The organism is Pseudomonas sp. ANT_H4, from assembly GCF_008369295.1.
Classification (GTDB): Bacteria; Pseudomonadota; Gammaproteobacteria; order Pseudomonadales; family Pseudomonadaceae; genus Aquipseudomonas.
On record NZ_VOBG01000009.1, the window covers coordinates 149,642 to 174,656 of the forward strand.

Genomic DNA, 25,015 nt, shown 5'->3' on the forward strand with positions numbered 1-25,015 from the left:
GCTTGGGCGCCAAATCAACACCGCTGGCTATCAAGGTAGCCATTTATGAGCGGCTTTTATCGGGTCAAATGTCCCGTGAAATCGGTCGTTCGTATGTGCTCAGCCAACCGACTGTTTTAAAGTATGCGAACGATGCTGTTGATGCGTTAAGGCGTATTCATTCCATCGATGCGTCGCCTGTTCTGCTCGGGTTTCTGAGTAGGAAACTCAAAACGCAGTGCTTCCAGTATCCAGATGACGATGAAGTTCGGTCGCTGATGGCGCCTATTTTGGAACCATACCTTACCCGAGCCGAATCAATTGATTTTGCTGGTCGAGAAAGTGCAGACCAACCTCTCTCCACGCGGGTGAGTAGGTCGACCGAAGAAGAGTTTCTGCAAATCGTCTCTTCGCTGGCAGAAGGTCAGCGCCCGGGCATGACGCCATCAGCACTGCTCAGAGAGCTCGTCGAGAATTTCGTCACGCAACACCGAGGTAATCAGCCCGCCTTCAATCCAGCCACCGCCCCGATTCAGCAAGTTGCTAAATCCAGCATGCCCGCCGTTGACACTGACGCATTACTGGCAGACGTTATGGACGCCATTCGTTTTCAGTTTGCACAGCACGGCTTGGCTCAAAAACCAGTCTGAAGACCTGTTTCTAACCCCGTGTCACGCATCCCCTCATGTAAGGCATTCGCATCTTGGATGCCACAGTTTTCATTGAAGGGGATTCACCATGGGTCATTTCGAATCACAGCTTCCATCCGCGTCAAAACTGTCAATGCGCCATCTGTACTTGTACACCCACATGCTAATCGCGGAGGCGAATAGGGCTGGGCGAAAAGTACGCATCGTTTGGGCCCACATCAGCACAGCTTCAATTGGGCCTGACTCAACCATCCCTGGTGGTTTGGTGATGAAGCTTCCGAAGATGGCTGCATTGGGGTCAGAAGAAGATGTTGTGCTGATCGACGGACTGATCTCTCACGAGATCATATGCCACGGTCTGCATACGGATTTTTCTGTACCAATGAAACCTGGGATCGCCGGCGATCTGTTCAACATTTTGGAAGATCCACGTGGCGAACTTTTAGGTAAGTCCAAATATCCCGGAGCAAACCAGAAGATTCACGCAGCATTACGAATCTTGAAGGCTAAAGGAGTGTTCCGAGGCCCAGATCTGGCTCGGGAAAAGCCGCCTTCGATTCTGGCCAGCTGGCTTGTCACCGAGCTACGCAGTGAATTGCTCAAACAAGACTGCCTTTCGGAGTTTGCCAAAGCTTACAGAGCCCTCGCGGTCGACACCTTCGGGTCGGACCTTGTTGGTCAGGTAAAGCAGATCGCACTGGATGGTTGTCACGCGACAGATTCACAGGGAGCCTGTGATGCCGCAGACCGAATTGTCGCTTTGCTGAAACTGGCAAAAGACAATGCAACGGATAAACCCAAGTCCAGCCCCAACGACAGCGGCAACGGAGAGGCGCAACGTTCCCAGGACAATCTGAGCAGCAAGATCGATCAGATCCTGAACGCATCGTCGAATGATTTGGGGCCATTCGGTAAGGGCCTCGAAGAGATCCTCAGCGCAAACAACAATGCACTATCCAAGTCGGGAGGTGGCTATCAACCCGATAACGCGAATGAAATGCAGGAGTTACGCCAATCGAAAACGGGCGGCTCTATTGAGAACCGCTCACTCCTTAGAGCAGGTGCTCAAAAGACCGCTGCAATGTTGTCCTTGACGTTTGAGGACATGATCGAAACTGTCACCAAAAGCGAAACTCGACGTACAACCGAAGGCAAACTCAACACTCGTGCATTGTGGCGGTATCCCCTCGGCGAGGAGAAGCTCTTCACCAAAACGACGGAAGGCGAGTCAATTGACACGTGCTTCTATCTGCTCGGTGATGAAAGTTCCTCAATGGGTAGCAAGCTCGGGCCTGCCCCGGCTAAACCTGCCGATGACAAGCGAATCACCGCTCATGAGGCTTGCAAGCGCGTCTCCGTAGCAGTAGGGGAAGTGCTGAACAACCTTTCGATTCCGGTGGGTATCGCGACCTACAACAAAGTCGTCAGGGAGTGGCACGGGTTTGAAGAAAATTGGGCATCCACACTGCAACGGTTTGCTCCAACTCCGGAAAATGGAACCAGCACACACCTGGCGGTGGTTTGGGCTCTGAAGAAACTGATCGATCGGCCTGAGGCCCGGAAGATCTTGATTGTGGCAACCGATGGTGATCCAGGTAACAGCGACGTACTGAACGCGGCTATTGCAGAATCATCCAGTCTTGGCATCGAGGTTCGCTTTGTTCTGATCGGTGACCGATATATGGGCCAGTACGCAAGTGCCGGCTTGAACTATGGAGTAGCTCTCAACGAAAACGAGCTTGCAAAGGCGGTATTCGAATCACTCAAACGGGCAGTAACCTGGTCATAAACCAACCCACACACCGAGCTCTTCACGGAGCTCGGTGTTTTTTTTGCAATTATCTCCAATTCATATCCCATGTGACGCATTTCCCTGTACCAGGCCTTCGCAAGAGGCCCCAACCTGTCCAAATGGGGAATACCATGGAAAACATTGATACCTCCACCCAGCACGAAGTTAAAACTGTGAAAGAGGTTTTTGACACAACGTCGCCGTTCTTTGAACAAATGAAAATCAAAGTCTTCCCTGCTACCAGCCATACACCGGTAGTAAGGCATTTCAAATTTAAAGAAAGCAGCCTTACTCGCTTGATGCTTTGGGCCGCGGCTGCAAATCTCCCAGCCGGATTTTTTGGCGCTGAGATGAAACGTAATATGTATACCTATGGCCCCTCCGGATGCGGCAAAACAAGACTGGTCGAAGCTTTCGCTTCTCGAACCGGGCGGCCGATGTTTAGAGAGCAATGTTCGAAAGAAACCACCCTGTCGGACCTGTTCGGTAGCTGGAAGCTGTGCGGGAAAGATCAAGGTATGAAATGGGTGTACGGCAAGGTTTGCCAGTGGGCCAAGACGCCAAACGCGATCCTGCTGTTGGATGAATGGGATCAGGTTCCAGCTGATGTCGCTATGGGCCTTAACGGTGTTCTAGATGGTGCTCCAATTCATCTGGATCAGACGGACGAAATCATCAAGATTGCCCCGGGCTGTATGATCATGGCCACTGGTAACACGAATGGTCGAGGGTCAGCTGGGGGTCAAGGTGGTAGCGCTGCGATCTACAAAGGTACGCAAAAGATGAACTTTGCGAACCAGGACCGCTTCAACGTCATGTTCGAGACTTACCTGACTGAAGAGGAAGAAATCGATCTGCTCAAGAGCGAGACCAGGGCGAATCCATTGGCCGCAAAAGCCATGGCAAGCCTTGCAGCAAAAATTCGGGCCAATTTTATTGGTTTGAATGAAGACGCCGGCGCCAATGGTATGGCTTTCCAGTTCACGATCACAACTCGGAACGTACTCAACTGGTCAATGAACTTCAGTCTTCTCACTCAGATGGGGAAAAGGCCTGAAGATGCTTATGTCGAAGCACTTCGAATGACAGTACTCGACTTCGCGTCGAAGGACGAAGCATCAGCAATTCTCGCAACCTGGTCGACCATCATGGGCACTACCAGTCAACCATAATGCTCCATCCCACCCCGGCTTTGCCGGGGTTTTTTTTACCTGCAAGTTATGGGTAGCTGTGCGCCATCTCCTGTCACTGGGTCTTCGCAAGAGACCTGCATTTCAGTGAAATTCAGGAGAAGCATATGAGCACAAACCAATCCACCTCCGACGTTAGCGTTCAGATCCTTCAGGACGTTGTTCTGTTCGACTACATCATCGGTGGGAGCACCGGCGAGAAGACTGTAGAAGCTGACGACTTCATTCGTGAGGTAGGCAAAACACTACCGAGTGGCACATTTGCCTGGGTTAATAAATACCGAGCAGAAGCCAAACGCGAGATCCTGAAAGTGGGGGTCTCTCGGCGAGTCAACAATCGTGTACGTGGTTATTTTGTACCCACGGCGCACGCCCAAGGGCTGGCCCAGGTACTGAAGCAAATCAGGGACAAATACCTAACAGAGAAAAAGACATTCTTGGCTGAACTACCTGCCAAGGTCGAAGAGTGGGCCAAAGCCCCAGAGAACGTCGGGGTATCGAAGCCCGGCGGAAGAACTCGGGCAGAACTGATCCGAATACATGCCCCGCAGCAAGGGGTTCTTGAAAAAATGTTGACGTTCGACATCTCTGCCATTCGTATCAACGACACCAACTACTTTGGTGAGGATGATGCCTTGCAACAAGAAGTTAAGGGGCTTGTTGGTCAGGCCGCTTTTGAAATCTCCGAGGATGTACGAAGGTCATGGTCGGGGCCAAAGAAGGGCAACACAACATCCCGCGTTTTGGGACTGGTGCGTCGTGTCCAGGACAAGGCTGAAGCCATGAGCGTACTTTCGAGTAAGTTCGGGAATCTAGCCAAGCTGTGCGGTGAGGTTCTGGCCGCAGTCCCGACGGGACAAAACATCGAAGGTGTCGCCTTCATTCAAGTCTCCAGTTTGTTACAGTTCTGCATGGACCCCGAAAAGATCATTGGTGATCAAGCCACTGAATTCGATCCGCTCGTTGTCACTGATCCGACCGTCACAACTGAATCTGGGAACTACAACAACGTCTTTTTCGGCGAACCTGAAGCAGCGAATCCGGCGACGCCGAATTCAGCACCAAACGCACCCAAACCTGAAACGGGAGTATCCATTGTTCCTCCGCTCCCAACTGATCGCGAGGCACATGCCAACATTTTCTTCGATGAAAAGCATGACGCCGTAGCTATCGGACCAGCTACCGCTGTGACTGAACCGGAACACCTGGAAACCGTCCAGCCGTTCATTTTCTAACCCACAAAAAAGCCCCGATCATTATGATCGGGGCTTCTTCTTTTCCGGGTATTCAGCGGCCAACATTACTCAGTTAATTTTTTGCCTGCCACTTCTACCTCGGCTTTTGCCATCAGGTAGCGCTTGGATTCGCGCTCATACAAAGAGACAAGGGTAATCCGAACATTAATCGGGGTTTGTTCCCACTCTTCAGAACTCGGTGTATAGCCAGCCCACTGAGGGTCTTCCTGCATTTTTCTGATCGAAAGCCAAAGCTGCTCGTTTAGATCTTTGGAGTTAAAGAAATCTTCAGCTGTGAAATGCTCGGCGAGTAAGTAGACCTGGATAAGAGGAAGACCCAAAAACTCAGCGATTTTTTGGAGCTTCTCTTTGCCCAGCGATTTGATCTGGCGGTTACCATTCGCAAGGGAGTTCCAATAAATCTGAGTAACACCCACGATATCGGCAATGGCGCGATCTTGAAGGCCTCGTTCAATAATGGCCTTTTTGATCATCTTAATTAGACGAGCGCCTTCGATTTTATTCCGGTCACGTGGCGACGCTTCCTCAGTGGGTGGCAGGCCTAAGTTAACCTGTACCGGTGCCTCACGCTGAGCCTTAGCCTCTGCGGAAGCTTGCACTGAAATTCTCTGGCGACCTGATTTTGTTCCAGCTTTAGCGGCCGTCGGCGCAACAGTCGCGGCAGGTGCTGGGGAAGAGGCCGGAGGCTTGGTAGACGCAGTCGACCGCGCTCCAGAGGCTGGCTTCGTAGTTCCAGATGGCGCTTTTTGTGCAGCGGGTTTTGCTTTACTTCCAGCAGCTGGTTTCTTCGCTGGGGTACGACTCTTGCTCTGCGGCTTCTTCGATTCAGTCGCAGGCGCACCTGCTTTGGTAGCTGAAGCGCGAGACTGCCCTTGCGTAGAGCCACTTGGTTTCTTGTCGCTAGGTTTTGTCATGGTTACGGCTCCAGGTTGTTCGCTTGGGGTCGAAGAAGAGGGCGCCCCTTGTAGGTTTAAATAAAGCAGGGAAATGCCATTATCTGTGAAATTAATTCTACACAGTTAACAACAAGATTCAATCTCTTGTTCATGTGGAACAAGAGGATGATCACCCCGTATTCAAGGCCTACATTTGAATCGCATTCGGCCACACGCGGACAGGATTGGCTTGAATTTTGTGTGCAATCAATGGCTCGAATCCGAGCATAGAGCTGCGTTCACGCCGACAAGTTCCCCAAGATTTTTCCTTCTCCTACAAACTCGATTGCCGAGGCTTGCTCGCGTCTAGGTAAGGTTCCGAGCCATCAATTAGCAGGCGCGAGCATTCGGATCGAAAGGGGGGAGGGTACCGGTCAAAAAGGTGCACATGAGCGAGCAGTGCGAAAACCTCACTAGTTGTATTATTGGTACGTGTTGAGTATCCTCGATACAAACCAACTCAAGCAAAAAAGAGGTTCCACATGCTCCCCCAGGACGCAAAGCGCAATACGGATTCCTATTCGTTTCCAAACGGGATGCTCAACTCAGGCTATATCGCCGGCGTCCTGCGGAATAACGACCCTGTAAAAGGGATCTGCTACATCCAGCAAACCCGCAGTGAAAACCACATGCTTCCGATTCATTACGACCCCAAAAAGTCGCCGATCCCCCGCGAAATCAAAGAGTGGGATCTGATCATGGCTTTCGTTCACGCCGACGGCGCAGTTGAGGGTGAAAATCGGATTGCCAAACTCAAAAGCATTCGCTTTGAGGCCCCGAACTTTATGCACCTGGGTGACCGCTTTCGCGATGACTTCATGAAAAAGTGGAGTTCCGCAGTTCACGCCGCAGCCGTTGACTCCGGTACCCCGAAATCTGTTACCGAACTTCAGGCGATGCCGGGCAACGAGAACGACGCTCGACTCGACTCGTTCGACTGGAAAGTTATGGATCTGAATAAGAACGCCTCGAACCAGATTCGCATCGCCGGCTTCATCCAAGCCAAGTCACTTCAGCGAAATCGCAGGCATCCGGTTGAAGGAACGCCGATCAATGATCGACTCGTGGTTCTGATCCGACAGAGCAAGGACTCGGATCAATCGATCCCGGTGCGCTGGTACGGTCGTAATCTTCAACCTCTGGCCGAGAAACTGGTTCGTGGTATGCCCATCGTTGTCTCTGGCGAATTCCGTATCGACGTAAAGGCACTTTCGCTTCCCGATCCTGATACTCAAATCGCCCCAGTCTCGAAGATCCCTTTCATCCAAGCGAAAGACATGCCGGCGCCTGTCTCCCAAGATTCCGGGCTTATCAAAATCATCCCTGGCTGGGCGGCAGAACTCTTCAAGAGCCACGGTAACGGCCAAACCGAGAAACCTGCTGATGAAGATCGAGCAGCATTGTTTGAGACTGCCTTTGTTCCACAAGACGGCGCAGTGGTCCAACAACCAGGCACGTAAGTATTCGGCAGCGCCATACGGAAAAAAAAGCCATCGAGGTCCTTGACCGTTGTCGATGGCTTTTTCCGTTCTGAAGCGGCGAATACTCACACCAGCACCCGACCGCGATCAGCAGTTGGCTTCAACCCTAGAAAACAGAAGGCATGGTCAGCAATGGGCAAGACACTCATCATCACTGAAAAATCGACAGTGGCAGTCACCATCGCCAAAGCGATAGGGGGGTTCAGCAAGGTTGAAAACTGGCTCGAGAGTGACGATGCCATCCTTGCCCCTGCTGCCGGACATTTGGTGGAGATCCATTCAGAGGAGATGGCGAAAGCAGGCCGAGATATCAGTAATCTGCCGGTGATTCCGGACCAATTCGAACTCCGCGTCATCGAAGAAAAGAAAAAATTCTTCCAGGTGCTCGATCGCCTAATGCGCCGCCCGGATGTTATCGCTATCGCCAACGCCTGCGACGCCGGTCGAGAAGGGGAACTGATTTTCCGGTTGATCTACAAAAGGGCCGGCTGCACAAAGCCAATGCTGCGCCTTTGGATGACCTCGACCACAGACGAGGCCATCCAATCCGCTTATGCAGGAATGCGCCCCGGGTCGGACTACGACAACCTTGCTGAAGCTGCTGAGATTCGAAGCGAGGGTGATTATATCGTAGGGATCAATGCTTCCCGCGGCATTACCCGTCTCTACGAGCGACAAACAGCAAAAGCCGAGACTTTCCCGCTAGGCCGAGTTCAGACCCCGACGCTTTCTTTGGTCTGTGCACTGGAACTCAGTATCCTGACTTTCCGCCCCGTACCTTACTGGGAAGTTCACGCTACGTTCGGTGTCAGCGCCGGCAACTATGTGGGTAAATGGCAGGCACCTAGATCTGTGGACGGTACACGCGAAGAGAAGGACATCCACCCACACCGGATTCTGAACCGTGCAATAGCCGACGGGATCATTGCCAAGTGCTCAGGCTCGGTACCGACCAGCGTGGAGGAGGAAGTTAAACCAGCACAAAAGGGCGCAGGAAAGCTGTATGACTTGACCGGCCTTCAGCGAGAAGCGAACCGGAAGCTTGGCTTCTCTGCGGCTTACACCCTGGAGCTGGCTCAGAAGCTCTACCTTGATCTGGGTCTGACCACCTACCCGAGAACTGACTCCGCCTACCTGCCAGATGACTTCGTTGGTGAGGCAAAAAAACTCATGGGTACTTTCGGAGGCACTCAATATGAAGAGCATGCCCAGCGCGTTCTTGATTCGGGATGGGTCAAGCCGAACAAAAAGATCTTCGACTCGAAAAAAGTGTCTGATCACTACGCGATTGTGCCCACCGGCAAGCGGGCAGGAGAGCTCACCGAAGACCTACAAACTATTTACGACATGATCGTGCGTCGATTCCTCGCCGTCTTCCACCCGCCGGCTGAGTACTCAGTTACCGTGCGGCTTACGACTGTTGAAAATGAAGTGTTTCGCACAACGGGCCGCGTGTTGGTTTCGCCTGGCTGGATGCAAGTCTACGGCCCGGGGGCAGCAGACGGCGACGATTCAGACGACCGCGACGCTGAGGCAGAGGACAAAAAAGAGCTGGTCCCTTACGTGAAGGGTGAGTCTATCAGCGCCGTCGGCGTCGACTTGAAGATGCTTAAAACAAAGCCACCTCAACGGTACACCGAAGATACTTTGCTCGGTGCCATGGAAACAGCAGGGCGCCTTATCGACGACGAAGAGCAGCGCGAAGCAATGAAGGATCGCGGTCTCGGTACGCCGGTTACTCGGTCAGCAATGATCGAATCGCTATTGGCAGCCAAGGATGGCTCTAACCGCAAGAAAGACCCCTACATGTTGCGTGACAAAAAGTATCTCGCGCCAAGTTCCAAGGGGATGACGGTCTACCGGTTCCTGCTGGATAACAATATCCACGCCCTGACCTCGCCGATTCTCACCGGTGAATGGGAACAGAAACTGCGACTGATGGAGAAGGGCCAATACAGTCGGGGTACCTTTAAACATGAGCTGTCCGAGCTGACAAGTCAGATTCTTGAAACCATCAAAGAAAAGTATGCAGGCATCACAGTCAAGGTTCTGAAAGCGCCTTGCCCGAAATGCGGCAGGGCCTTAGAGATCCAGGCCAAGACGTTTGCATGTGCAGAAAAATGCGGTTTTTCGATCTGGCGTGAAATTGCCAAGCGCACTCTCAAGGTGTCCGAGGCCGAGACCTTGCTCACAGAAAAAATGGTGCTAGGCCTCAAAGGGTTTGTCAGCTCGACCTCAGGAAAAAAATTCGAAACGGGCCTGCGGCTAATGGATGAAGGCAAGTTGGAGTTTTACTCCGACCCAACAGCCAATACCAAAGACTCGAAGGGCAACGTTGTGACATGCCCAAAATGTCAGGGCCCAATGCGGCGGATCAAAACTGATACTGGGCACTTCTGGGGATGCTCAGACAGGGATGTGTGCAAACATTCCATGAACGACCGTAACGGCGATCCAGTAGAGCGTCCGAAGGCACATGAATGCCCAGAGTGCGGAAAGCCCATGTACTTGCGAAACGCTGATAAATCGCCGTTCTGGGGATGCAGCGGTTTCGTAAAAGGCGGCACTGGGTGTAACAACACCCTGAAGGACAATAACGGGACACCTGTACCGAAGTCTTCACCGCACCCAGCACCTACACCGGCGCCCACATCCCTTGTCCAACAGCCAGAACAAGCAACTAAACCCCAGCTGGCGGACTCAGAGGTTTTCCTGTGAACGCAAACAACCGAGTGATCCGAGCGGCCTTCCTTGTATTTGGCTTTTGGTGGCTGGTATTCACCTTGATGGAGTTCGGCGGCCAGCCTCTTGAGGTGCTGGAAAACTGGCAATCCGTTGGGAGCACTGTGTCACGTTGGGTGCTGGGCGTCGTCGCCGGTTTGATCATTGGTGTTTGGTACATCTGGTTCGGCCGCGTGACCGCTATGAACCGATTGTTCAAAGGGAAGTTGGGCAATCGTCGCAATGGTGCACGCTCGACGTTGGGGGATGTGCCCATGCCATCCAGGACGCCAAAGCGAGTGGACAGTACGTACAAAAGACTCCCTATTGAAAGTCAGCTGGTAAAGGCATGGGTTGCAGCCAACGAAATAAAATTCCCACATCACGTAAAATTTTTTTGGGCAATCTGGGATACCTATTCGGCGCATCAGCTCTTTCCAGCTTCGCACCGAAAAGGTGGCCATGGTAATCGGCGGCTTTGGGAGCACTGCCTGTCGGTCGCTGATACGGCCCTTGCTGATGCCGGTACCTATGTATTTGATGGGGTCTACGTAAAAGCTCGGGGCAAACCCAGGTTTAAAATCATCGATCTCAAAAACAAGGAATTTCGCTTCGACGCACATGACCCGCTGATCCCGCTATTGGCTCTCGCACACGATATTGGAAAGCTCGAGGCTTATGTCCTCGAGCCAGATGGGTCAGTCAAAACCAAGGAGGAGGGTAGCGCCCTTACCCCGCAGGATGACAATCGTATTTCTCATGATTCATTGGGCGCCCGCATTCTGGCGCGGTTTCCTGAATACTGGGATCTACCTGGACGGGACAGACAGGCTATCAACCTGGTTATCGGTCACTATCATCACCCGAGTCAATTCCCCGTCGATCGCAATGGGCTGAGCCTCGATGACCGAATGACAGCGTTGATGGAGTTTTTGATTCAGGTCGACAAGAAGACCGGGATGGCTGAGTCAAACATCACAGACAGTTTGAACGAGCATGAGATCACCGAGGAAGAGTCTTGCGCGATCTACCACAGTTTCGTCAGCATCATCACCGAATTCGGGCGTGTAAACGGGACTGGTGATAAAGCCCGAGACACCACGCTAAAAATTGCCCAAAAGCATGATGGTCTGATTGTGGTGAAAGAAAAGGACCTCCGCATGCTCATCCTCTCCAAGATCGGCTGGTCTTTGGACGAGGGCGATGGCCGCTACCGAGTCACACTCAATTTGATGTCGACACTGCAAGCGAAGGGTGTCCTGTACTCGACCCACAACAATGCGAACATGAGCCGCTTCCTTCCTATGTATTCGGTATCGTTCAGAGACCCGCAGACAGGGGCTCACCAGACCACGTGGGAGCCCGTAATTATCATTCGTCCTGTGTCAACAACACCTGAATTGGCAGGCCTGGCTGGATTATCGAATCTGGGTTCGAAATTGGACGTGGAACGCCCACTCTTTACTCACAATCTTGGCATTCAAGAGGTTGAAGGCCTCCGGTCGCTGATCGCACTCGGATTTGGAAACGAAATTTCTTCCAAGGCTAACATCATCGGCAAACAAGCGAAGGTTCAGAACACAGCGCCACCAGAGGCGGTTCAGAATCAGCAGCCACAGAATGCCCCCATTGTACTTTCGCCGGCGGATGCTGGATCAGGCCCAACGCCCGTTGATGCACGAGTTGAAGCTGGGCAACCAGTCGCAAATGGGACTGCCTTGGGTCATTCGGTCGTACCGATCAATCATACCGTAGAGGCAGCTCCCCAGACCCTTGAAACCCATAAGCCAGAACTGCATCAGTTGGAAACGACGCCAACCAACAACATCGAGATCATCGAGCCCCCATCGGAGCCGCTTGAAGGATCGGTTGAAGATGAATTGCAGCGAGAAGAACTGCAATTGGAAATGCCGGAGGTGCTCGAGCAAACATCGGCCGATAACGACGATGATGAATTTATGGCGTTTGTCGGAGAATCCTCATCAGACGGAGACAGTTTCGGGGATGCGTTCGCCGACTTCGGCGAGGAGCTGGCCATCTCACAACCTGAATCGATGATACAGACCGAAACAATACTAGCGATTCCGGTAGAACCGCAGCTCGTGCCAGATGAATTACGGTCCTCAGTCAGGCCGGACCTGGCACCATCCGCACCGGTGGCTGTAGCGATACCCGATCCAGATGCGCAGTCATCCAGACGTAAGCTGAGCCCGGCCGCAGAGGCCGCGGCGTTGAAGGCCTTGGGCGATGCCACTCCGGATTTCACCGCTTTCGTTCAGCCACGTAAGAAGAAGAAATCGGTGTTGAACAACATGACGCGTATTCGAGACGCTATCGCACATCAGGTGATACCTGTGTGCGGTTGCAGGGATGGTTTCGAGTATTTGCTGGAAGCGGACATTGTTGCCTTTGACGCGGAGCTGGACCTTAAATCCCTAATCAAGGCGGAGAAATTGCCTACTGTGACGCCAAAACCGGGTTACACGATGATCGGATTCCCAGTCGTGACCAAGCGGCTTAGCCAAGACTGGTAAAGCGAGTGATCGGATCTCCCTGGACAGCGCGACGCAGGCCGGGGATCACGCTGTGCTTTGACTCGCCACCGTCAAAAATTCCACTCACCTTTTGTTCTCAGGATGTTCCAGTAGATCAACGGCCAGCTGCTCTGGCGCAGCCACTCTGGCTTTGATGCTTTCGAGCAGGGTCGTTTGAAGTTTGTCATTCTGCTCGCTTAGTTGAGTAATCTGCCGCTCAAGCTTCTCCTCATTGTTCACCATTGCCTCAAGCCTACCCCGAAGCTGAGCAACTTCATCGCGGGCGCTGGAACGCAACTGTCGTAGCTGGTCCTTCTCATTCCGTTCCCGCTCAAGCTCTTTGGTCAGTTTGTCAGTTTTGGCTTTCTCTTCATCGCGAACCCTAGCTGTTTCTCGCATCAAAAAGTCTTGTGTCTTTACCAGTTCGATCTGGTGGGTTTCAGCCAAAGCGGTCAACTCTCGCTGGGAGCTTGCCCGTAGTTCCTTCAGCTGTTGCTCAAGATTATCTAAGAGCCCATTGAGACGCTGCTGTTCCTGCATATTGAGCGCATTCTGGGATGCTGCTTTATCGGCCAGGTCCTTGACCTCAACGGTGAGTGCTTTTCGTTCGACCTCATTAGCCTGGAGCTGCTCTGAAAGCAGGAGTTTGTCGGCCCGCAGCCCTTCAATTTCGCGTGTCTGGCCATCGAACCGTTCTTTGGCTGCCTGTTCATTCGCTTGGGCAATTTTCATCGCTACCACAGCGTTCTCTGCCTGTGCATGAAGCTGTTGCCGTTCAATTTCATGGCCGGCAACGGCTGCGTTGAGGGCGACATCCCAGATTTTGTCGAAACTCGTACACACGTCATCAGGAATATTCGGTCGGCGTAGCCGAGCACTTAGTGCTGGCCCGGCCTGCACCCAGAATTTCTTGACCTCGTCGTTGACCAGGTTAGGGGATGCAGTGATGCCGTAGTCGGCGGCGATCATCTCCCGAATGGTTGACTGCCGAACCTCCTCGCCAAGGCCAAGCAACCGTTCCGCGTATTGGTGTACCAACAACCGAGTGTTCTTCATTTGCGCATTGGGAGACTGTTTGGTCATAGCCGCCTGGACTCCGTCAGTGGAAGGTTTTCGCTAGAAATGGTCCGGGTTATGTCTGTGTCGCATTCACTCTTGAGTGCGCGGATCCGTGCAGACCGGAAATCAGTAGCTGCGCCAGGCTGGATGTGCGTGGCGCCGTATTCAACGATTTACTTCTTGCTCATTCAATCCATTACGGACGAACGACACCCAGAACAAAATCATAGATATCAACAAGTTATGCAAGGAAACGCGTGCAGAACGGACGTCCGAAGGTTGCCCTCATAGAATTATACATGTTTTCGTACTGAAATTGATACGAATCATATTCTGAAATGGAGAAATTCGTGAATACTTCCAATTATCACGAATATTGCAAAATTGGCAGAACCAACTTTCGCATTCATCAGTAGCTAGGTTTGCGCAGAATATGTTGCCGTTCTGATAAAACGCTTTAGAATCGTGTTTTTACTTACAAAGACATGCGCTATGGATCAAGCCAAATCACGCAAGGTGGAAAAGGGTTCACCCTTCTTGCGCCCGCCGAAGCTTTCTCGAGAAGCCTTCAAAGCGCTCATTGAACAGCGCGGCTGGCGTATGGCTGATGTCGCTTGTCGGTGGTCAATCCGGCCGGAGCACTTGAGCCGGGTTGCCGCGGATAAAGACCGTGATCTGAAATGGGATGACCTGGTGCGCTCGCTGCCGGCATTGAGCGCCTTCGAGCGGTCGTGTGTGACGGCGGCTAGGCTCACCCTCATTCCGCCGAAACCCCGACTGCGCAAAGGCCAGCCCATTAGCGAACCGGTCCAAGCGGCAGCCGCTGAGGCCGCCGGCGCGGTGGTGCAACCAGATCCCCCCTTCAAGTGGGAGCATGGCGATGACGAGGATGATACTTTCGCGCCGGGCGTCGACGGCTTTCGTTACACCAGCTATCTGTCGCGGGGCTCAGAGCTGGTGGTCGTGCAGGAGATCGATGGCTTCGCCCGAGAGCATGCCATCCTGGTCTTAACCGCTACCCGGGTCGGCGTCGACCCCGCCGGCGGAGCACAGGAAGAGTATCAATGCGAGTCAGCGACAGGTGATCGACGGTGGTTTGCGCCGGATCAGATTGACGATTGGCTAGTGTCCAACGGAAAAATGCGGGATCTACGATGAGCTCACGAACAGGCTTGCCCACCCGCCTGGACTTTCAGGCCAACACCGAGATTGCCTTGCTTGACGCCTACGCAATGGTGCAACCAGGTGAAGCTCACGACCTGATCCAGGCCAACAGCGACATCGAGGCGGCAGCCATCTGGCTGACAACCACCGCCACCAATCTCAAGACTCGCCGGGTCATGCGCAAGGAAGTGGAACGCTTCATCTTGTGGGCGCTGCACACCCGCGGCAAGCAGCTGTCACAGATCAACGTCATGGACGTGAGCGACTATGCCACTTTCCTGGCAGATCCTCAGCCCCGTGAGGTGTGGGTCAGTGAAACCAAGTACCCGCGTCATCATGAGCAGTGGCGACCCTTTGCCGGCCCCCTGAGCTTGAGCTCGCAGCGCTATGCCCTGATGCAAATTGGCAGCATGTACACGTGGATGGTCAAAGGTGGGAGGCTTAAAGGCAATCCCGTCGCGTTGGTTCGAAAACCACAAGCGCCGCACGACCCCACCATCAAGCGCTTGCTGCCGGAAGAAGGCATTGCCCTAGCCTTTGAAGCGATCAATCTGACCAAGAGTCCCCGAAAACGAGCGCGTGATCATTTCATGCTTAGCCTGTTTTACCTGACCGGTGTACGCACCTTCGAAGGCACCACGTCCAACATGAGCAGCATCCATCGCTCGGCCAGCGGGACCTGGTGGCTGAATGTCCTCGGCAAACGCAACAAGATTCGCGACGTGCCCATTTCTGACGAGTTGTACCAGGACCTGCAACTATATAGAGAGGCGTTCGGTTTGCCGCGGGACATTCCTTCGAAAGACCCAACCCCCCTCCTCCTGGCCGCCAACTCCAAACTCAAGCGGGCGCATACCAGCACCGTGCTCAAAGCCATCATCGCGATCATGACCCGGGCGGCAGGCCTGGCCGTTCAGCGCGAGCAATTTGATTTGGCCGATCGGCTGGCGGATGCAACCACCCACTGGCTCCGTCATTCCTGCTTTAGCCATCTGGCCAAGGCCACTGGCGACCTGGTGATGATCAAGTCCTTGGCTGGACACAGCAAGATGGAAACCACCAGCCGGTACCTGCACTCCGAAGACGATGAACTGCATGCCGGTGTTGTCCAGACGTTGAGCACGCCGCGGCTCAAGTAGCTCAGTTATTGCTTTTGTGCACGCCGGGACGCTTTTTGGGCATCCAAGTATTTAAGGGCTTCTACGCCAATCCAGAATGCCAGTTTCCCATCGGCATCATGGCTGGCTTTTTCAAGCCTCTTGAATTCGTCCAAGGGCAAGCCGGCGCCCCACAGGAGCGCATGGAAAGCCTTAATGGAGTTATTCAGAACATCCAGTCCACCGCCTTCCAGGACGATCGTCAGCGGCTCATTCAGTATTGGTGGTGGTGCTATGTCGCCAACGTCGGTGGTGTGCGCAGGGTCATTTAAGTGATTCGGCGCATCTGACTGCGCTGCCTTGCGCTCAACTTCGCCAACCTAGACCTCGTACTTGGCCTCGGCCCAGTCCAAGAAGCCGCCGGGTTCTCCACCGCCCTCAAAAATCTCTTCTCGTAACGCTTCATAATGCTCACAGTCGTTGTGGTGCAGCCATTCGTTGAAACTTTTCATGCTCTGCGCTCCGGGTGAACAGGCGCGAAACCCGCGCCCTGGTACTGCCGAACCCCGCACGGCGGGCTTGCGTGTAGCGGTTGCTCGGCTTTTCCTACTCGTTTGCCTTGTGGTTCGCTTCTTCGCGCCACTTGCTTTCAGCGCTTGACTTGGTAGAACCGCGGACATCTATTCGCTCCCCGCGAAATTCCGCATACGCACGGTATGACTTCCCATCCTTAACTATCCAACCCTGGACCTGCTCACCGTCAATTACGGTTGAAAACTCAACTGCTGCGCTCATTGCCTACGTGCTCATGTGGTTATTAATGAAGCCAGCTTGCCGTCACGACAGCAAGCTGTGTGCATCTCGAAGAGCGAGTCGCGGCCTCCTCACAAGAATATCTGCCAGCCCATCGTGACGTTCACGGAAGATGCCAGCAGGTCATCGGGCGCCCCCCCTGCGCTAAAGCCCCTTCCCTGCTGCCCTAGGTGCTCGTACTTGGCACGTACACCAAGCCAGTTATTAGCCACTGTCTGTTTCGCCATGCGGCATCAGATACTTAGCTTTTTTTTCACAATCCATAGGGTATTGATCATAAATTTGCCTTTTTACTATATGAAGCTACAGTGAAAATGACGATTTCTATGCGGGCATCACCCCATTTTGTCTTGTATCAGTTGATACATCCGGTACAGAATGGCCCCATTCGTACTTTCACTCGCCGGTGCCGCACATGAATGCAGCTACAGAACAACTCGATCAATACACGTTCACCGACTTCACTTCCCTGAGATACAGCCCGAAATTCGTAGCGGAAAGCTTGCAGATAAGTTCGCAAACCCTGAAAGCGATCGAGAAGGATAACGACCTCACAATCGACCGAATTCGTGGGCCTGTCGGTGTTCGTAGTTACTCACTGATGGATATGTTCCGCATTGCTGCAATCCGCCGCCAGAACGGCAATACCAAAGGCCTTGGTCGACAAATCACGATCAGCACCTACGTACAAAAAGGCGGCACCGCAAAAACCACCACCACTTGCAACACGGGAATTTTGTCAGCGCTGGCAGGCTATAAAACGCTGATCATCGACAACGATCCTCAGGCAGACGTTTCCAGCATGTTGGGCTATGACCCAGATCAGACGACCGAGGAACTTGCCGAGCTTGGTCTACCGGTGGACCGTGCGGTTGAAGGCCATTTGGGCAACTTGATGCGCCTCGGGTCAACCTTCCCGCCCATGGATCTGGATCAGGTGATCAAGAAACCTTTCGGCGAGGATGGCCCCCACCTGATACCCGCATTCGATTCGCTTGACGACATGGATGTGGTCCTTAGAAACGCGCAAGGCGCTGACTTTCGGTATTCGCTGTTCATTGAGCGGGCTCGGCAAGGCAAGGTCCCGCATTGCGACCTGTCCAGCTACGACGTGATCATCATGGACAACGCCCCATCCGGCACCATGCTTTCGCGTAACAGCCTCGCCGCTGCGGATTTCTTGTTGTGCCCAATACGCATGGACAAATTTTCGTTTCGAGCATTGTCGCGACTGGCTTTCAAGATCAATGACATGAGCGCGGATTTCGGGCGGGCCCCTGAAATCATCGCGATTCCGACGATGTACATCAGGAACCGTCCTCGTATTCAAGCTAACTTGGCTAGGCTTTCTTCGCTGTTCCCGGGTAAGGTGACCGAGCAGCAGTTGATCCATTCCGAGGACTATTCGAAGAGCCTGGAGGATGGCATCCCGCTGGTGCTCTGGAAACAAGGTACCGAAAACTCCCTCGGCGCCTTCCGTAAGGTATTCGACGAAGTCATGGAACGCGCTAAGTCCGTGCTGGAGAAATCCAAATGAGGAAAACCAGTCCTATCGGCAAACCCGCGGTCATCGCTACTGAGGGCAGTAGCATTCAGGGCGTCTCAGTCCCAAAAACTATGCCTGTGGCACATCTGAAACCGATGGAAGAGGTTCTTCGGCAGATTGGCCTGTCTGATGATCCAGCCTCTGAAACTCTGTCACCTCCGAACGGTGCGTTGGTATCCGCTCCACGTCACTTTGAGCCAGGTCCTGCGGATGTCGAGTTGGCCACGGAGAAGCTTCCAGGCGAAGTGATGTTTCTTCAGATGTCGCTCATTCGCAAGGGGAAGTACCAACCCCGCCGAGTGTTTGACCAGGAGAAGCTTGCCCTACTCGCGAATACCATCGAAGACAACGGCGGACTCAACAACGCGATCGTTGTTCGGCCGCTGCCAGATGGGAACTTCGAGCTGATTGCTGGCGAACGTCGCTTCCTGGCGCACGAGCTGTTGCGCAAACACACCATCTACGCCCTTGTCCGTCACCTCACTGATGAAGAAGCGGCCGTACTGTCCGTTGCGGATAACGACGCACGCGAAGACCTCACTGATTTTGAACGTGGCGTCAGCTACAAGCAGCTGCTCGACGACAAGATCGTTCAGAACCAGACTGAGCTGTCCCGTCGGGTCGGGCGCAGCATGGCCACCATCAGCCGGTGCCTGGCGTACTTCAAACTGCCAGCGCCAGTCATTGGTATGCTTGAGGAAAATCCGGAACTCATCGGTAACAGGGTCGTGGCTGACCTGGTCGCGCTTTCTGACCAAGGCCATACAGAAACGGTCATTGCTGCGGCCTCGAGGATTCGCGACGGCTCCTCCCAGGACAGCTCAATCAACTGGGCCAAGAGCGAAGTCCGTAAAAAGGAGCATCCGCACACCCCATCGCCTCCCAAGCACATTGCTTACAAGGAGCGCACCCAGTTGGATGCGCGCATTGACGGGCGTAAAGTGATCCTGACACCACCAAAAGGTGTCAATCCAGAAGAGGTCCTAAAGTACCTGGAGGAGATGCTGAAAGAACGTTCGTAGCAACTGCTCCGCAATCAGAAATCGCCACTGGAAACGGTGGCGTGATTTTGTCTCCCCCTCGGTCCCCCTCTCAGCTGCATACCTGTCGAACAGCATTCTTTACCTCACGCGACGCTTTCCACCGGTGCCGTAGGGCGCCCACGTCACTTGTCAGCGGTCTTGCCTAGCTATTGCGTGCATTAACTGCTGTGCAGCCGGTATCTTGATCACCATAAAGCCAAGACAACTGGATATGCCGTATGCACAACTACCCCGCGGAATCGCTCGATATTCAAGCTCGCTTGTATGGGTTGGGCCTGATGCCGGCCCACCTGATGCTTATCGGGTCTTTTATCGTTGCATATGGTCTCTTCGAGACAACGCTTGAGCGTGCACTCTGGTCACTCTCGGAAACTGACGTGGCAGGAACACGGCCTTTTACCGAAAAGTTGAAGTCTGAAGACCAATTCAAGATGCTAGGTGGCGGGAACTCGAACCTCAGCGATAAATGCAATGCGGTGCTTAAAGTCGCCGCGAATGCCGCGGTTGATTTGAACGACTACCGCAACAGCCTTGTTCACGGATACCTGCTAGCTGTGGGCGGTACACCGATGTTCATGAGGAATCCAGCTTGGCACGACGTCAAGCGGAACAAGCCCGTAGGCGACGCTTACATTGATGAGCCATTTCAGGATCTTGTCCTTATCGCAGCTTGGACGCTCTTCAAGGTCGTTCAACTTGCAGAGAAATCGCTCGCGGATCCAGCCGCGGAGCGTGCCATTGAAGCCCTAGCAGAAGATGTGAACCGGGCGAGAAGCTACGCCAACGAAACACGGCATTTGTGCCAGCTCATGAATTCGGAAAAGTACTGAGGCAAAATCTCAACCTGGTTGGGGTCGTCTCCGGACTACTCAAACGGCGCCAGTCTCTCGCTGCCGCCGGCACATCACGATGTCCCTCCCCTCCGGATCATACCCTCGATACTACGTGTCCAAAGCTGTGAGCATCCCGGGCCTGATCTAGAGCCTCTAAGTTTACGCCCTAAAAATGCTCCCAACCTGTTGATTTTTAACGGTTGGATTTAGGCTCCACCATATTTTTCACTGTGAAATTTAGGTGCATCTGGTAATTTTCACTGTGAAAATCCTTCATAACGCTGTCTGTTTTTCACTGTGAAAAACTGCCTTTCTTCATATCCAACTGTCCTCCCTTTCGGCTATTCAACCTCGCCGGCCCAGGCACCCGTTTTCCTAATAATCGAAGCCCTAAACCCACATGCTGTAACCACATACTTATAGCAGTGGGAGCTATGCACAACACACTGTGCATTACGCATTGTGTAGTGCGAACTGAGCAATGCGCAGTGTGAACCAACCACTAGTGACTCATGAGCGACATCACAGGCGACCTTACCAGGTATGGGTAAGTCTTCTTTCGGCAACCCTGAGCGTCTATCCCATGTTTTTCACAGTGAAAACCTGCCCCTCGATTTTTCGCAAAAAGCGCCAGATATGTTTCGATCGAATTTTTCACAGTGAAAATCTTCGCTTCTATTTTTCACCGTGAAAACATACCTGGGTCGCATACAGTACTTAAGCTCAACCAGATTTCGCCAGCTCTCGTTTTCACAGTGAAATTAACGACCACGCAGCTGTGCATGTTGTTAGCGATCCATAGGCCCCTCCGACCGGTACTTCGCGCTCCTGCTAAACAGCCACCTGTTCAGCAAAGATTTTCACCGTGAAAAAGACCATGCCCTTACATCAGGTAAGCCCTTGTCCGTCCATGTGAGTCTCCTGACAAAGCAACACCAGTCTACTGCTCGTTTTCACTGTGAAAACCCTGCCGCGGCATGCTTACTCGAGCCGTGGACCTTCGAGGCAGCCATATGAACTTACCAAGGCTTTAACCGGCTGAGACACGACTCCGTTACCAGATCTTCGGGCAGAGCCTTTTCACTATGAAAACAGGCAGCTAGTGGAGTCTGGCGTTACGCAAACAGATACAGGTTTTCACTGTGAAAGACTCACGCTACTTAACTCTGGCCATCTGTCTGCCGGCGTCGCCCAATCGGTTGGCCTAGAGACTGGTCGCCAGCAGGCCCCGTGAGGACGATCGACCAGAATTTTTTCACAGTGAAAACCTAAAGACAGAGGCACCGTACTTAAGACACGTAGCTAGAGGTTTTCACTGTGAAAGCCTGCTCTAAGGCAATGGCGGGATTTTTTCGGGTTCTCCATCAATGTCCAAATCGTGGAAAAGGCATCGATGATAGGGCGCCGTAGGTTGTCACTGTGAAATATCACGTGCCTGAGCCTGCAAGCCGAAGCCTGGGCGATGAGCGATTTTCACTGTGAAAATTGTTAAACGCACCTGTTTCATCCCAGCACCAGCACCAGCACCAGACAGCGTGGAGCGCTACTGTCAACCGAATAGCATCACTTAATACCTAATACATATAGCTACGTGTTAACAGTCGATTACAATGCTTTGTGATTCATACCGAGTTACACCCAAAGGCTCAATCAGAGCCACCTAAACACCTCGGAGATGCACATGACTTCTATCGCACTGGTACTCGCTGAAGGCTCAGGCACCATTTTCGCTAATACCGATCGGACCTCTGACCGAGCTCCGCTGATGGTTGGATATGTCGAGTTCTTGCTGAACAAAGAAAAGAACCAAAAGCTCAAACTCGACGTAGCAGTCTGGTTAAAGCAAAAGACAAATTCGGACGAAAAGTTTTACTCACTCGCGATCGGCGGTATCAATGCCAGCCTGTTTGTAGAAAAAGAAAAGGTGGGTGATGGCCCGGACTACGCGGGTAGTTTCGGATTCAATCACGAAATGCGTATCGCTGGCTGGAAGAAGCCAGGTGTCAACGGCGCAAAGGATTACATCAGCCTGTCCATTACACCCAAGATAAAGAATGCATCCCAGGCTGCTCCCCAACAAAACCCGGCCTCAACATCGGCCGCTTCGCAAGGTCAAACAAATCAACAAGCTCAAGGGCATGCTGATCAGTCCGAGCCGCCTGTTGATACCGGGAATACTCAGTTCGTCTTCTAGGATCCGGTAACCCCCCCAGCCCCGCACGCACGTGCGGGGTTTTTTTTTGCCAGTTTATGGTCTGTGCTTCTGTATAGGCGTGGAAAAGCCAGCTTCTGCCACCCCTTCGAGATATTCCATACGCCGGAATTTACGGCTCAGCTCATTCTGTTGTGCACGTTTACCTCGCTGGCTGTCGGAATGCTGGAGGAGTTCAACGACGTGGCACAGCAAGACAAACAACCAAGCTCTGTCCAGGTGCATTCAAGTTTTTCACAATCTCGGCCGTGGTCATCGACTTCAAATGTGCCACGGATAGATGAGCTCGATACGGGCATTAACCGAATTACGGGGACTGACTAAACCCACCTGAATACGGGCGCATATCAGCAATTGTGCCATCGTTAGATCACTGAAATCCTCAAATCTCCGTAAGTTGTGCCATCGCTGAGGCTTTTGTTCATTTACGCGTACATCAGATGTGCCGCCGTTCGGATAAATAGCCAGAAACGATTACAACCGCTTTTCACTGTGAAAACAGCGGCAGACGTTTCCGCATCAATGCGAGGGCCTAGGATCACTATAGAGTCTTGTGGGGGAGCGCAGGGGTCTATTGGGGATTAAGCAAAATGCGCCTCCCTAATGTGCCATCAATAGTGACCTGACGTGGGTATAGAGCCTGTTGATCTACCAAGCAAAACCCAAATGTGCCATCGCTAGAGCATTGCTAAAGTAAACCTCATAAAATTGCCCTTGATGGTTCCACCGTTCTAACAGTGATGTGCCACGGTTAGATAAGCGCTTGTGAAAAAAACCTTACCAAAATCCCTTGAAGGCCTTTAAATACGTGGGGTTCAGGATATGTGCCATCGTTAGAACGGTGGTTCTCTAAGATTGGCACAATCCGGGGAGGCATCTAACGATGGCACATATCCGCCCTAACAGAGGCACATCCCACTAAGCCTGGCACCGTGCAGCTCTAAAGAGGGCACATTGAACACAAGCGCTGGCACAGTTGCCACTAACGATGGCACACAAAATTGGCTGGAGGCCTTATAAACCGGGGCTTTAGGGGGGGCACTAACAAAGCTTCTAAGAAGCAGTAGAAACAAAACAAGCTGTTGTTAGTTTTTTTGATCTGACCAAGCGAGAAGGCAAAACTGGAAAGCGAAGAAAAAGATGAACACTAACGATGGAACAATTCGACCCTGAGGATGGCACCGAGAAAAGATTGACCCACGCGGAAACGATCGGGTAATGTGCCACCACAGTCACCCAATGGCACATTTGAGATGGAAACCTCTTCAAAACGATCAGGAACAAAAAGGAAATCTATTACGCCCGGCGATGTGGATCAGGATCCACCGAAGCGTAAACGTGCTCCTAAAATCCTGGTGGTTCGGGAGATTGAACCCTCGAAAGCAGTTGAGCTGAAAAAAGCTGTGGAAGCCCTGGCGATGCGAAACGTCTCCACGACCAGCGACTTCACGTTCTTGCAGCGCAAGCTCTACAACACACTAACTCAGTTCGCCCAACAAAGGCCAGACACTGAGATGGTCCACGACATCCCGATCAAACTGGTTGAAGAACATGTGGGTCATACGACCTCGAACAGTAGAGACCACCTGAAAAAAGTCCTCCGTGGAATGACTCAGGTACAGGTTGAGTTTGATTACAAAGGCGAGAGCCCTGGTCGAAAAAGTGGTTGGGGGGTCGCAAATCTGATCGCAGAGGCTTACATCCTCGAAGACAACCAGACCATCCGCTATTCATTTCCTCCGGAATTGAAACGCCGGCTACTCGACCCAACAATTTTCAATTTGATTGATCTGCGAATGCAGTATCACTTCACAAGCTACTCAGCACTCTCCCTGCACGAGCTAGTCTCTCGCTACTTTGGGTTCTCCCAGAAAGAAACATTCAGGGAGCATTGGACTGCCTGGAGTGTGCTGCTCTCAGGCTCAGCTACCCCACATGCTGAATTCCGTGACTTCAATAAAATGCTTGGGCGAGCTGTTGACCAGGTCAACAGTATTGAAGGCCGCTTCAAAATCGAAGTCGTCGTGACCAAAAACAACCGGAAGTACGACAAACTGTGGTTCAAGCTCGAGACTCTGATGCAACCTGAGTTGGGGCTCTCGCCTGCTCCTGAGATCGTCGGTGCTGATGTATCAAAGCGGCTGAAGGCTCTTTCCTTGAGTTCAAAGGACATTGAGGAAATGGCAATGAGTCACGATGAGGAGTATTTGTTGGCGCAGGCCGACTACACCGAGTCGCAGATGAAGAAAAAAGACTCTGTAGCAAGTCCTGCTGCGTACTTCAAAGCAGCCGTAGCTAACAACTACGCAAAAGCACCAAGTAAACAGAAATCGCCTACAACATCAAATACTCCGCCAGATGCCCCTAGACCGGCCAAAGCAGCTAAAAAGCTCGCTGCCTCCTCACAGGCTTCTTCTACGAACCAGATGGATGTGCTTCTGGAGCAATGGGGTGCAGCTCAACGCACAACCATACGGGACGAGATCAATGCTCTGAGTCCAGAAGAGCGCCAAGAGCTTTTTGCGAGTTACGAGCCGAAGCTGAAGAATGACGATATGGCTTTCAAACAATACAAATCCAAGGGCTGGACCCCTATGGTCCTGAATTGCCTCGTGGCAATAATCTTTGAAGAGCGATTTCAGGAAGCTCCAACATCAGACCAATTGTTGCAATTCCTGCTATCGGCGAACGCCGGCGTCAAAGCGTAAAG

The 25,015-nt window shown here is 52.6% G+C and carries 18 protein-coding genes; 15 read left to right on the top strand and 3 right to left on the bottom strand.

The window, feature by feature from the left end; all coding sequences use genetic code 11:
- Window positions 1-2 precede the first annotated feature (2 nt).
- The 4 genes from FQ182_RS14275 to FQ182_RS14290 all read left to right on the top strand — a co-directional run bounded on the left by FQ182_RS14275 (window position 3) and on the right by FQ182_RS14290 (window position 4,846).
- Window positions 3-629, top strand: a complete 627-nt coding sequence (locus FQ182_RS14275; protein WP_149415285.1) for a hypothetical protein — start codon at window positions 3-5, stop codon at window positions 627-629.
- Window positions 630-897: 268 nt separating this feature from the next.
- Window positions 898-2,418, top strand: coding sequence for a hypothetical protein (locus FQ182_RS14280; protein ID WP_198718524.1), 1,521 nt, complete (start codon window positions 898-900; stop codon window positions 2,416-2,418).
- Between the two features lie 134 nt (window positions 2,419-2,552).
- Window positions 2,553-3,593: an AAA family ATPase gene (locus FQ182_RS14285; RefSeq protein ID WP_169886676.1), complete on the top strand. Its 1,041-nt coding sequence runs from the start codon at window positions 2,553-2,555 to the stop codon at window positions 3,591-3,593.
- A 125-nt stretch (window positions 3,594-3,718) separates the two neighbouring features.
- Entirely contained in the window at window positions 3,719-4,846 is a 1,128-nt protein-coding gene (locus FQ182_RS14290) for a DUF3150 domain-containing protein (protein ID WP_149415282.1), read from the top strand.
- A 65-nt stretch (window positions 4,847-4,911) separates the two neighbouring features.
- On the opposite strand, the gene FQ182_RS30290 is transcribed toward FQ182_RS14290, so the two are convergent.
- Window positions 4,912-5,781 (bottom strand): hypothetical protein, encoded by an 870-nt coding sequence (locus FQ182_RS30290; RefSeq protein ID WP_232925708.1) that lies wholly within the window; start codon window positions 5,779-5,781, stop codon window positions 4,912-4,914.
- Window positions 5,782-6,284: 503 nt separating this feature from the next.
- Between FQ182_RS30290 and FQ182_RS14300 the strand changes: the two genes are divergently transcribed.
- From FQ182_RS14300 to FQ182_RS14310, 3 genes are read left to right on the top strand one after another with little or no spacing between them, the layout of a single operon-like run.
- The gene (locus FQ182_RS14300) at window positions 6,285-7,262 is read left to right on the top strand and encodes a hypothetical protein (protein WP_169886677.1); all 978 of its coding nucleotides are present in this window, start codon (window positions 6,285-6,287) and stop codon (window positions 7,260-7,262) included.
- A 42-nt stretch (window positions 7,263-7,304) separates the two neighbouring features.
- Window positions 7,305-10,001 (top strand): DNA topoisomerase, encoded by a 2,697-nt coding sequence (locus FQ182_RS14305; RefSeq protein ID WP_256666430.1) that lies wholly within the window; start codon window positions 7,305-7,307, stop codon window positions 9,999-10,001.
- The gene (locus tag FQ182_RS14310) at window positions 9,998-12,538 is read left to right on the top strand and encodes an HD domain-containing protein (protein ID WP_149494008.1); all 2,541 of its coding nucleotides are present in this window, start codon (window positions 9,998-10,000) and stop codon (window positions 12,536-12,538) included. The genes FQ182_RS14305 and FQ182_RS14310 overlap by 4 nt, the downstream gene beginning before the upstream one ends.
- Before the next feature lie 84 nt (window positions 12,539-12,622).
- Here the strand turns inward: FQ182_RS14310 and FQ182_RS14315 are convergent, their stop codons facing one another.
- Window positions 12,623-13,621 carry a DNA-binding protein gene (locus tag FQ182_RS14315; RefSeq protein WP_149494009.1) on the bottom strand — a complete coding sequence of 333 codons (999 nt, stop codon included), beginning with the start codon at window positions 13,619-13,621 and terminating at the stop codon, window positions 12,623-12,625.
- 468 nt (window positions 13,622-14,089) lie between these two features.
- Here FQ182_RS14315 and FQ182_RS29795 point away from each other — a divergent pair, with 468 nt between their 5' ends.
- The 3 genes from FQ182_RS29795 to FQ182_RS14330 are packed head-to-tail and all read left to right on the top strand — an operon-like array spanning window position 14,090 to window position 16,190.
- Window positions 14,090-14,755, top strand: coding sequence for a hypothetical protein (locus FQ182_RS29795; protein WP_169886756.1), 666 nt, complete (start codon window positions 14,090-14,092; stop codon window positions 14,753-14,755).
- Window positions 14,752-15,900, top strand: a complete 1,149-nt coding sequence (locus tag FQ182_RS14325) for a tyrosine-type recombinase/integrase (protein WP_046481553.1) — start codon at window positions 14,752-14,754, stop codon at window positions 15,898-15,900. The genes FQ182_RS29795 and FQ182_RS14325 overlap by 4 nt, the downstream gene beginning before the upstream one ends.
- A gap of 35 nt (window positions 15,901-15,935) precedes the next feature.
- Window positions 15,936-16,190 carry a hypothetical protein gene (locus FQ182_RS14330; RefSeq protein ID WP_046481555.1) on the top strand — a complete coding sequence of 85 codons (255 nt, stop codon included), beginning with the start codon at window positions 15,936-15,938 and terminating at the stop codon, window positions 16,188-16,190.
- A gap of 48 nt (window positions 16,191-16,238) precedes the next feature.
- On the opposite strand, the gene FQ182_RS30295 is transcribed toward FQ182_RS14330, so the two are convergent.
- Window positions 16,239-16,370, bottom strand: a complete 132-nt coding sequence (locus FQ182_RS30295; protein WP_256666407.1) for a hypothetical protein — start codon at window positions 16,368-16,370, stop codon at window positions 16,239-16,241.
- 716 nt (window positions 16,371-17,086) lie between these two features.
- Between FQ182_RS30295 and FQ182_RS14335 the strand changes: the two genes are divergently transcribed.
- From FQ182_RS14335 to FQ182_RS14355, 5 genes are all read left to right on the top strand, one after another.
- Entirely contained in the window at window positions 17,087-18,208 is a 1,122-nt protein-coding gene (locus FQ182_RS14335) for a ParA family protein (protein ID WP_046481557.1), read from the top strand.
- Window positions 18,205-19,239 carry a ParB/RepB/Spo0J family partition protein gene (locus tag FQ182_RS14340; RefSeq protein WP_046481560.1) on the top strand — a complete coding sequence of 345 codons (1,035 nt, stop codon included), beginning with the start codon at window positions 18,205-18,207 and terminating at the stop codon, window positions 19,237-19,239. Before FQ182_RS14335 ends, FQ182_RS14340 begins: the two co-directional genes overlap by 4 nt.
- A gap of 239 nt (window positions 19,240-19,478) precedes the next feature.
- Complete coding sequence (locus FQ182_RS14345; RefSeq protein WP_046481562.1) at window positions 19,479-20,090, top strand: hypothetical protein; 612 nt, start codon at window positions 19,479-19,481, stop codon at window positions 20,088-20,090.
- Window positions 20,091-21,774: 1,684 nt separating this feature from the next.
- Window positions 21,775-22,287 carry a hypothetical protein gene (locus tag FQ182_RS14350; protein ID WP_052743293.1) on the top strand — a complete coding sequence of 171 codons (513 nt, stop codon included), beginning with the start codon at window positions 21,775-21,777 and terminating at the stop codon, window positions 22,285-22,287.
- A 1,271-nt stretch (window positions 22,288-23,558) separates the two neighbouring features.
- The gene (locus FQ182_RS14355) at window positions 23,559-25,013 is read left to right on the top strand and encodes a RepB family plasmid replication initiator protein (RefSeq protein WP_178114455.1); all 1,455 of its coding nucleotides are present in this window, start codon (window positions 23,559-23,561) and stop codon (window positions 25,011-25,013) included.
- Window positions 25,014-25,015 lie beyond the last annotated feature (2 nt).